This is a genomic window from Rhodococcus sp. no. 34, from assembly GCF_054589475.1.
The window spans coordinates 1-10,767 of record NZ_BAAILK010000021.1 but is presented as its reverse complement, the minus strand read 5'-3'; the positions used below and the strand labels follow the sequence as shown (position 1 = coordinate 10,767).

The following is a 10,767-nucleotide window of genomic DNA, read 5'->3' as shown; positions in this document are numbered from 1 at the left end:
GTACGCCGGCGCTGCGGCGGGCGGACGGGTTCTGCGAACTACTGCGGCGGTACGAGCGGGCGGGGTTGGGTCCGATCGAAGGCGGAGTGAAACCGCACATCACGGTCACCGCGTCGGCAAAAGATATGACGGACCTTAAAGTTCTGAAAGATCTCCTGCCGTCCACTGAGGAGTTGGGGTTCGCGTGGACGGATTGGGTGGGCCCGATCAGCATCGACACCGCACGGATGTTGGCCTGCGACTGCACGGTCACCCGGATTTTGTTGGATGAGAATGGTGTTCCGCTCGACTGCGGCAAAGAAGCAAGGACCGCGACGGTGCCGCAGCGGCGGGCGTTGGCGGTTCGGGATGGTGGGTGTGCGTTTCCGGGGTGCGGGACTCCGTCGGGGTGGTGCGATGCTCATCATATTGTTCACTGGGGTGATGGTGGCCCAACGGATCTCGATAATCTGATTCTGTTGTGTGGTCATCATCATCGGACGCTGCATCACACGGAGTGGCGGGTGGAGATCGGTCCGGATCGGAAATCGGTGTTCTATCCACCGATGTCGATCGATCCGTTCCAGCAGCCGATCGGCGGGAACAGCCCACCAACGGCCGCGTGAACGGACATAACTGAAAATGCCAGCGTATGCACCGGGGAAGAATCATGCCCCGTTACATGCGCTGGCTTTTCGTGTTCCGGAGAGTTCAGGGCAGCGACCAGAACTGAGTAGTCACGAGGTAGAAGACGACAACCCAGAACAAGGTCACAGCGGCGACGATTGCCACCCCTTGTGCGTTGGTTTTTGCGACAGGAATCCCCGGAGGCGGACGCAGCCAACGGCGCAGGAGTCGATTCACGTAGTACGGCATCGTGAAGAAACTCATGATGAAGCTCGACAACAGGTTGCCGATCAACAATCCGAGCCAGAGTGGCAGCTTCAGCGGTGACAGCGCCAAAGTAAGCAAGACGACAGTCGGGTAGAGACCGACCCAGACCGCGATCGAGGTTTTTGTCTCCGAAGGTGGAGGGGCCTCGTTTCCGTTCTCGTCGAAGGCAAACCAACTGCCGAACGAATTGTCCACGGTTCGCAGTTCGAAGTCGTGAAACTTGCGGCCCTCGGCGAGGAGTTGTTGTCGCTCAGGGGAAGTCAGCCACGTATCGAGGTGGGCAGCATTGTCGAAGCGATACAGCAGGGTCCATTCATCCTGCACACCGTCGACGGGGCGGAACAGTTCGGTGCCGCGGAATCCGTCGAAAGCACTCTCCACCTCCCGAAGGCGATCCTGCCAGGCAAGGAACTCGTCGATGCTGTCGTCACCGACTCGGTGCGTCACTACGACGGTCAGCAGTGGGTCCGGAGGCCTGATCCCACCGCTCACTACCTGCTGCGTGGCCGGGCCGTCGAAGTACTGACGCCCGCTGTCGAGGTAGTTCTGCCTCGTCGCGCTGTTGATCCACGCTTGAACATGAGCGATGGAGTCGAAGCGGTACACGATCACCCAATCGGGTTGGGTGGGCGTCGGAGCCGCGATTTCTGCCCCGAGGAAGCCCGCGTAATCTGCGGCGGCTCGGTTGAGATCTTTCTGCCAGACCTCGAATTCTTTCTCCAGTCCGGCACGCACCCGCTGGCCGATGATGACCGTCGCGGCGCTGTCCGCCGACGTGTTCGCGGTCATCGGTTCAGGCCTGAGTAGATGCGTTCCGGGGTGAGCGGTAGTGACCGGAATCGTGACCCGGTTGCATCCTGCAGTGCGTTCGCCAATGCAGGGGCAACCGGATTGATGCAGCACTCCGCCATGCCCTTGGAGCGGAGTGGGCCGACGGAGTCTGATGACTCGACGAGGATCACCTCCGTGCGTGGGATATCTGCATATGTCGGGATCCGGTAGTTACGTAGATTCGGGTTCATCATCGCGCCGTTTGCGTCTACGTGGAAGTTCTCGGTGAGTGCGAAGCCGATGCCCTGGGCGACGCCACCTTCGATCTGTCCCCGCACCTGCGCCGGATTGATGATCACCCCAGCGTCGGTGGCTTGGACGCTGTAGAGAATGCGGATCTCGCCGGTGATGCGATGGACGGCAATCCGGAAGCCATGAGTGTTGGACACCACGCTGCGCGGAGATCCGTATGCCTTCCGCGCCTCGGTGAATCGGATCCCGCGCGGGCGTGCGGCCTCGAGTATCTCTTGCAGTGTTAATCGAGTACTACTGCAGACGATCTTGTCGTCGTCCATCGAGCACTGGTCAATCGACACGCCGGTGTGGTGCGCGGCGAAGGCAAGTAGGCGATCGCGGAGCGCATTCGACGCGCGAAGTACCGCGTTCCCAGCGACAAACAGGCCGGCGCTGGCGAAAGCGCCTGTATCGAAACCGGTTCGGTCGGTGTCCGACTGAATGATTCGTACACGTGACGGTGTTGTGCCCAGCTGATTCGCGGCGATCTGCACGTGAGCGGTAGAAGTACCCTCACCGAATTCGACTGTGCCGATGGCAAGTTCGTATACACAGTCTTCGCCGAGGGTGAGCCAAGCCTCGGAAATGTGCTCGGTGGGTGGCGCGGTCTCGTGTAGCGAACTGGCAGTGCCGGTGCCGATCAGCCAATCCGCTCCGAGCGAGGGAACCGGTTGGCGCTTCAACGCGGCGTCGATCAGATCGATGCATTGCCCCAGTCCGTCTTCGGTGAAGATCACGTCGTCTGGGCCGTCTTCGAGTGCGACGAGCGAATCGCCCGGTCGGACGATATTGCGTCGACGCAGTTCGAGCGGATCCATGTCCAGCGCGATGGCCAATTCGGTCATGGCCGATTCCACGGCGAAAGCGGGCTGAGTCATGCCGTACCCACGTAGAGCGCCGCTCGGAACATTGTTGGTGTACACGGAATACGCATCGAACTTCTTGTTGGCGCAGCGGTAGAGCGAGACCGCCGCGCCGCCGGCAAAGAGTGTCTCTCCACCGTGGTTTCCGTACGCACCGGTGTTCGAGATGTTTCGGTACTGAAATGCCGTGAGGGTTCCGTCAGACTTGGCACCGAGCTTGATCGTGAGCTTCATCGGATGACGCGGCGACGCGGTGGTGAACTCTTCTTCTCGGGTGAACTCGAGGCAGACGGGACGACCGGTGTCGAGGGTGGCGAGCGCCACCAGATCCTCGCTGATCACTTCCTGTTTTCCTCCGAACCCGCCGCCCACGCGTTTGCAGAACACGCGTAGATGATCCGGGCGGAGGTCGAAGAGATGGGCGAGTTTGACCTTGGCGATGGAGGGGGACTGCGAACTTGTGCGAACGTGAAGGCGTCCGTCTTCCATCCAGGAGATCGAACCGTGCGTCTCGAGGTACGCATGCTGAACCCGCGGCGAGAAGTAGGTGCCTTCGTGGATGACGTCGGCCTCGGCGAACCCGGCCTCGATGTCGCCCACATGACCGTGAAGTTCGAGCAGGATGTTGTGCTCGGGATCCCGAACAAAGGGATCGTCGGATCCGTGCAGGGCTGGAGCGCCGTCGGCCATGGCCTCTTCCGGATCGAACACCGAAGGCAGGATCTCGTAATCGACCTTCACCTTCCGACGGCCTTCTTCCGCAGCGACGACGGAGTCGGCGAGGACGGCCACTACACGCTGACCCACGAACCGCACGACGTTGTCGAGAATGTAGGTGTCGTCCGGATCGACAAGGTGGTCGGTATGAATTGCCGTGGTGAAGAGCTTGCGCGGCACGTCTTTCCAGGTGTAGACGCGATGGACACCGGGGACGGCGAGCGCCTCGGTGGTGTCGATGGAAGTGATGCGTGCATGTGCGTGCGGCGAGTGCAGCACTTTCAGGTGCAGCATGCCGTCGATGGCGGTGTCCATAGTGTATTCGGCTCGGCCGGTCACCACGTCGGTGGCCGCCGGCGCCCCGACGCTGGTTCCGACGGCCTGTCCCGGGAGGGCAACTTCGACAGCACCGACACCGTTGACCGCGTCTTCGATGGATCGGTAACCGGTGCAGCGGCACAGGTTTCCCTTGAGCGCTCGCGGCAAGTCTTCTTTCTGCGCGTCGGTGAGCGCCGCCGAGGTCATGATCATCCCGGCGGTGCAGAACCCACACTGAAAGCCGGGTGCATCCCGGAACTGCTGCTGAATCGGATGGAGATCTTCGGGCGTGCCGAGTCCCTCGATCGTGGTTACCGCGCGACCGTCGGCGCGAAAGGCGGGCGTGATGCAGCTGTGTATCGGTGTTCCGTCGAGCCACACTGTGCACGCCCCGCAGTCCCCGCCGTCGCATCCCTTCTTCACTCCGTGGTGTCCGAGGTGCCGAAGAAACGTCCGGAGACACTGTCCCGGGAACGGCTCCTCGTGGAACTGCCGGTCGTTCACCGTGTAGCTCATGACTGGCTCCCCGTGAGTTCGTTTCGGAGCTCGTCGGCGTAGTGGCGGGCGAGGTGGAGGCGGTGGTCGGGGGTTCCGTTGGGATCGTCGAACCAACTGTCGGCCGAAATGGAGTCGACGGCTCGTCGCAGAGAGTGCTCGTCCGGCATCGTGTCGAACGTCAGCCGGATCGGATGGGTGGTGCCGGCGGTGATGGTGAGGTGAAAGTCGTCGGCGCCAGGAGTCTGCGTCGCGATCATGAAGATCGTCGAACGGCCGAGGTGCGTGAGACTGAAGCGGCGGTGGGCGTGCCGTTTGGTGAGTGAGTGCACCGGGAACTCGATGCTCCGAAGGACTTCGCCCGGCTCCAGGACATTCTGATGGTCACCGGTCACGAAGTCGCACGCGTCGACGGTCCTCACTGTTCCGTCGGTAGCCCATAGTGTGAACGAAGCCTCGAGTGCAACTGCCAGGGTGATCATCGGTCCGGCTGGAAGTGACATACAGATGTTGCCGCCTACGGTTGCCGAATTCCACACCTTGAAAGACGAGAGGAAGTACTCGCAGCTGACGCGAATAAGTGAACTCGCACGCCAATTGTCCGGCGGGACAAACGCATACAGTTCGGCAACGGTGCACGTGGCCCCGACACCGAAATGAGTCGCGCCGACCTCCAGTGATGTCCAGCCGAGCGCGTTGAGGTCGACGAGTCGACGGGTGTCGGGTTGTTCCGCTGAGAACAGCCACGTTCCTCCCGCGAGCCAGGCGTCGCCGGGACGCCACACGTCCCCTGGACGATCCGGTGGTCGGCGTATCACGTCGGTAATGGTGGTGATGTCCATGCGCCTGCTCCCCTCGGGGATGTGTCTTCTCGGAGTGGGACATTACCGAGGTGACGAGACACATTCACACTTTTAGTACATATCGGGCACGCGAAACATGAGCGATACGTACGTGACATCGACTGGTGGGGCGGTGCATGCGCTTGCCGATTCTGGGTACGACTGCTTGAGAGGCGCGATCAGCCTCTTGCTTTCGCGCTGTTGATTCGGACGCGGCTACGCACTCGGCGGCCGCGGAGATCATGCGGGGCGGGGCGCTGTGAAACCCTTCGAGGTAAGTCGGACCGACCCTTCTGATGAGACGCTCTTTCCGCTCTCGGCCGCCCAACGGGCAACCTGGTTCGCTCAGCAATTCGATCCCGAAGTCCCGATTCTGATAGCGCACTACGTGGAGCTGCGCGGCGAGCTCGACGTCGAACTGCTGGATCGCGAAACGCGAGCGGTGGCATACGAGTTTCAATCTCCTTTGCTCAAAGTGATCGAGATCGACGGTCAACCGATGCAGTACGTGGATGAGAAGGCCGAAATCTCGGTCGGTTTGGTCGACCTCCGTGGGTCCCCCGATCCGATCGAGGATGCCCTCGGGTGGATGCGCCGAGATTGCCGGACGCAGCTCGACCTGGCAGTCGACGGAATCGTCGCGACCGCTGTGCTGCGCGTGGGTGACGCGCACTATCTGTGGTACAGCCGCATCCATCATGTTGCGCTCGACGGTTTCGGCGCCATGACCATGATGAACCGCATTGCGCATCGGTACTCGGCCTCGGCGGCGAGAAAGGACTCGCAGCCGAGTCGTGCCGCGACACTGCGCACGCTGTACGACATCGACGAGCGGTACAGAATGTCGGATCGATTCGCCGCCGACCGGGAGTACTGGGCTGAGCGCAATACCACCCTCGCCGGATCCAGCCTGGCGGAGGCTTCTGGGCCCGCGCAAACCGAGAGCCGACTCGAAAGCACACTGATGTCGGACCGAAGTTGTGCCCTTCTCTACGAATCCGAGAACCACGCTGCCCCGGTCATCGCTGCGCTCGCGTTGTACCTCGCGCGGATGACGGCAAAAGAGACTGTCCAGATTCATGTTCCGATGTCCGGACGTACTACGGCGGTGCTGCGGGACTCGGGCGGCATGATGGTGAACGTCACGCCACTGCTCATCCGTGTCGCAGCGGTCGACACCGTCGGTGAACTCTTCGCCCAGGTCCAGCATGAGCTCATGGGTGCATTGCGACACCAGCGCTGCAGCCTCGACGACATCCGTCGGGACGCAGGCGTGACGAGCGGTCTGGAAGGCGAAGACTCATATGCCGGGCCCATGGTCAACGTCATGCTGTTTCGCCAGGACGTGCAGTTGGGCGAGGTGGTTGGGGAGTATCACATCGTCACCTCCGGGCCGGTGGACGACCTTCTGGTCAACGTGTATCCGAGCGGCGACAGGCTGCGTGTCGACTTCCGGGCAAACCCAATCCGATACGAGGAGGTGGGTTTACGCGAGCACCACCGGAATTTTGTCGGCTTGCTGGAAGAGTTGATCGCGTCTGATTCCGGTGCCGAGCTCGCAGACATTCACAGCCCGACGGCCCGGGAGGGCGAGCGACGACAACGCGAAGTGCGGCACCTCGAATATTGGAGACACGAGCTCACCGGCGCGCCCGAACTGTTGCAACTTCCCTTCGATCGACCCAGGCCTGCAACGCAATCGCTGGAGAACGGACGGGTTGAGGTCGCGATCGCCGCCGACACCCACGCGCGGATCACGGCGATGGCGAGTGATCTCGGGACGGACACTCGTGCGGTCTTACATGCAAGCTTTGCTCTCCTGGTGAGCCGGTTGTCCGGTGCTTCGGATGTTGTGATCGGTACGCCCGCGGGATCCGACGCGAACATCGTCGCCATCCGGAGTCGCATCGATCTGGAGACGCCGCTCACGGCACTCTTGGGCAGTGTCGTCGAGGTCCGAAGTAATGCGCTGCCGCACAGTGGGATACGGCTCGAGCAGGTGGCGGAGTCGCTCGAGGTGGAGGATGTACCTGCGTATGCGCCGGTGATACAGGTGACGTTCGAGTCCGTCGCCAGCGCTGACGAGCACCCTCCCGACCTCGGCCGCTTCGATCTCGGAGTGTCTGCAGTCGAGACTTTCGACGAGGTGGGTACGCCGTCCGGAATCACGGTGACGCTCGCGTTTGCCACCGACCTGTTCGACGCCGAGACGGTACGTGGCCTCGGTTTGCGGTTCGCGCGCGTCCTGGAATCCGTCACCACAGATCCGACAATGATGGTCGGCGACATCGACATCTTGTCCGACGACGAGCGATTCGCGATGCAGCCTGTACGCAGTGACCCTCGCGCTTCGCACCGCACCCTGGCCGAACTGTTCGACGGTGCGGCGCGCACACACCCCGACGGCGTGGCCCTGTCGTATCTCGATGCCGAGTTGACGTATCGAGAACTCGACGAGCGTTCGTCGGAGTTGGCCCGAGTCTTGATCGACCGCGGCATCGGTCCGGAAAACAGTGTGGCGCTGGGTTTGACGCGTTCGATCGAATCGGTTGTCGCGATGTTGGCGGTGACCAAAGCCGGCGCGGCATTCGTGCCGGTGGATCCGACCTATCCGGGTGAACGTGTTCGCTTCATGCTGACCGATTCCGGCGCCGTACTGGGGCTCACGGTCGTTTCCGAACTTCATCGTTTGCCGGATTCGATTTCCTGGATAGCAATCGACGACGCTGAGTTCCGTGGCCGACTTGCACGGTTGTCCGTGCGCTCCATCTCCGATGTCGATCGGGTGCACCCGATCCGGCCCGACAATCCTGCATACGTGATCTACACTTCGGGTTCCACCGGACTCCCCAAGGGGGTGACGGTCTCGCATCGCGGACTGGAAGCGCTTGCTGCCGAACAGCGTTCGCGGTTCGGTGCGACCCAGGATGCGCGAACATTGCACTTCTCGACCCCGAGTTTCGACGCCTCGATTTTCGAATACCTGCTGGCTTTCGGTGCCGGAGCGACCATGGTGATTGCACCGAGCACGATCTACGGCGGTGACGAGCTGTCTCACTTCCTCGAATCCCAGCGTGTCACGCATGGTTTTGTCACTACTGCGGCGCTCGGAACAGTTTCTCCCGAGGGCCTTTCGGACTTCGGCGACGTGGTGGTCGGTGGTGAGGCCTGTCCACCGGATCTTGTGCAGCGGTGGGCTCCCGGCCGACGGCTGTGCAATGCCTACGGGCCGACCGAGACCACCGTCATGTCGAACATCGGCGAGCCTATGGTGTCGTCGGAGTACATCACCGTGGGCGGTCCGCTCCGCGGTTTCGACGAGATCGTGCTCGATCAGCGATTGCACCCCGTCCCCGACGGTGTTGTGGGCGAGCTGTACATCTCGGGAGACGCGCTCGCACGTGGATATCACCGGAAGTATGCGTTGACCGCAGGACGATTCGTGGCCGACCCGTTCGGTCTCCCGGGCCGGCGGATGTATCGAACGGGGGACTTGGTGCGGCGGCGCCGTGGCCGTGCACTCGAGTACGTCGGTCGCAGCGATTTCCAGGTGAAAGTTCGCGGATTCCGTATCGAGCTCGGGGAAATCGACAGCGTCGTGCAGTCGTGTCCGCAGGTCGAGAATGCAGTCACCGTGGCGCGTGCGGCTCCCTCCGGTACAACGATGATTACCACGTACGTCGTGCCTGCCGGCGGAAGTGCGCTCTCGACGGCCGAGTTGACGCGGTACGTCGCGAGCCGTGTTCCGTCGTACATGGTTCCTGCGGCATTTGTTCTACTCGAAGAGTTGCCGGTAACTCCGGCGGGAAAGGTCGATCGCGCTGCCTTACCTGCACCTCGGTTCGATGCTCGGTCGGACGACTTTCGACCGCCCGAGGGCGCTGAGGAACTAGTGCTCGCCGAGATTTTTGCCGATGTTCTAGGCGTCGAGACGGTGGGTGCGGGTGACGACTTCTTCGATCTGGGCGGGAACTCACTGATTGCCACGAAGCTGATCGCTCGCGTAAATGTCGCTGAAGAAATCGATTTCGGGGTGCGGACTTTGTTCGAAGCACCGACTATCGAATCATTGGCCCGTCACGTGCGGGATGCGAAGTCATCCCGCGTTGATCGCACGCGTTCGAAGCGTCCAATCCTGCAGGCACATTGGTACAGGGACAAGATTCCGGTGTCTGTGGCACAACGACGCCTGTGGTTCGTCAATCAGTTCGACACGTCGTCCCCGGCCTACAACATTCCGATGGTGGTCCGACTGTCAGGTGCCTTGGATGTCGCTGCGATTCAGCGCGCGGTGGGAGATGTTGTCGATCGACATGAATCGCTCCGTACCGTCTACCCGGCGTCGGTTGACGGCCCACATCAGGTAGTAGTGCCTTCGGAACGCGTGACGTCGAAGATCGCGTGGGAAGTATCCGTGGACGAGGAAGCCTTGGACAGGCGCATCGCCGATCTCGCTCGCGAGGGGTTCGACGTGAGCGCGAACGTGCCCGTGCGCGGCTCTCTTTTTCGAATCACTCCGGACGTTCATGTCCTCGCGTTGGTGGTTCACCATATTTCGGCGGATGGAGCATCTCTCGAGCCGCTGGCCCGCGACCTGACCCGCGCCTACGCGGCGCGGGCTGCCGGTCGGGCACCGGACTGGCCGCCCTTGCCTGTGCAGTACGCCGACTACAGCCAATGGCAGATCGAACTGCTCGGCAGTGACGCCGATCCGGACACGCTCCAGGCGAAGCAGTTGGACTACTGGACGTCCACCCTGGCCGGTCTACCTGACGTGATCGACCTTCCGCTGGATCGACCGAGACCGGCGGAACGATCCATGCGCGGTGAATCGGTCCGATTCTCGGTGCCCGCAGACGTGCACAGTGAACTCCTCGAACTCGCTCGGAATCACAACACGACACCGTTCATGGTGATGCACGCAGTGCTGGCGGTTCTGTTGGCACGGCTGAGCGCCTCCCCGGACATAGCGATCGGGACTCCGGTAGGAGGGCGCGCCGAGCAAGTCCTCGACGATCTGGTCGGGATGTTCGTCAACACGGTCGTCCTGCGAATCACCGTTGACACCGCCGCGACTTTCGAGGAGATCCTTTCACGAACTCGCGAAGTCGATCTGGCAGCGTTCGGGCAAGCCGAGGTGCCGTTCGAGCGAGTCGTCGATGCAGTTGCGCCGGAGCGTTCGTCATCTCGCTCACCGCTCTTCCAGGTTCTGTTGGAATTCCAGAACACCGCAAATCCCCACCTCGAACTACCCGGACTGGGTGTCGATGTTGTTCCAGTCGACGTCGGTGTCGCCAAATTCGACTTGCAACTGTCGCTCTCCGAGCAGCGTGGCAAAGACGGCGTCCCCATGGGTTTCGATGCCGCCTTCACCTATGCCTCCGATATCTTCGAGCGCACCACAGTCGCCGAGTTCGGCGAGCGTTTCGTCCGCCTCCTCCGGTCGGTCGTGTCGGATCCAACAGTGCCAGTAGGGGATACGGAAATTTTGGGCGCGCCCGAGCGTGGGTTGGTGGTGGGTGGTTGGGATGGTGTGGGGGTTGTGGTGGGGGGTTTGACGTTGGTGGATGTGTTGGATGGGCGGTTTGCTGGTG

Annotated in this window: 5 protein-coding genes; 2 read left to right on the top strand and 3 right to left on the bottom strand. The window is 61.9% G+C overall.

Going from position 1 to position 10,767, the window contains the following annotated elements; all coding sequences use genetic code 11:
* The coding region (locus ACYP01_RS05560) for an HNH endonuclease signature motif containing protein (RefSeq protein WP_459678869.1) at positions 1 to 605 on the top strand (605 nt) is incomplete at its 5' end.
* An 85-nt stretch (positions 606 to 690) separates the two neighbouring features.
* Here ACYP01_RS05560 and ACYP01_RS05555 read toward each other — a convergent pair.
* From ACYP01_RS05555 to ACYP01_RS05545, 3 genes are read right to left on the bottom strand one after another with little or no spacing between them, the layout of a single operon-like run.
* Positions 691 to 1,662, bottom strand: a complete 972-nt coding sequence (locus ACYP01_RS05555; protein ID WP_116056599.1) for an antibiotic biosynthesis monooxygenase — start codon at positions 1,660 to 1,662, stop codon at positions 691 to 693.
* Complete coding sequence (locus ACYP01_RS05550; protein WP_459678868.1) at positions 1,659 to 4,352, bottom strand: molybdopterin-dependent oxidoreductase; 2,694 nt, start codon at positions 4,350 to 4,352, stop codon at positions 1,659 to 1,661. The genes ACYP01_RS05555 and ACYP01_RS05550 overlap by 4 nt, the downstream gene beginning before the upstream one ends.
* Positions 4,349 to 5,173, bottom strand: coding sequence for an FAD binding domain-containing protein (locus ACYP01_RS05545; RefSeq protein WP_397525263.1), 825 nt, complete (start codon positions 5,171 to 5,173; stop codon positions 4,349 to 4,351). The genes ACYP01_RS05550 and ACYP01_RS05545 overlap by 4 nt, the downstream gene beginning before the upstream one ends.
* A gap of 259 nt (positions 5,174 to 5,432) precedes the next feature.
* Here ACYP01_RS05545 and ACYP01_RS05540 point away from each other — a divergent pair.
* The coding region (locus ACYP01_RS05540; RefSeq protein ID WP_459678867.1) for an amino acid adenylation domain-containing protein at positions 5,433 to 10,767 on the top strand (5,335 nt) is incomplete at its 3' end.

Coding starts and splice junctions, on each gene's coding strand:
- ACYP01_RS05555 (WP_116056599.1), bottom strand. CDS start 1,662: ATGACCGCGAACACGTCGGCGGACAGCGCCGCGACGGTCATCATCGGC.
- ACYP01_RS05550 (WP_459678868.1), bottom strand. CDS start 4,352: ATGAGCTACACGGTGAACGACCGGCAGTTCCACGAGGAGCCGTTCCCG.
- ACYP01_RS05545 (WP_397525263.1), bottom strand. CDS start 5,173: ATGGACATCACCACCATTACCGACGTGATACGCCGACCACCGGATCGT.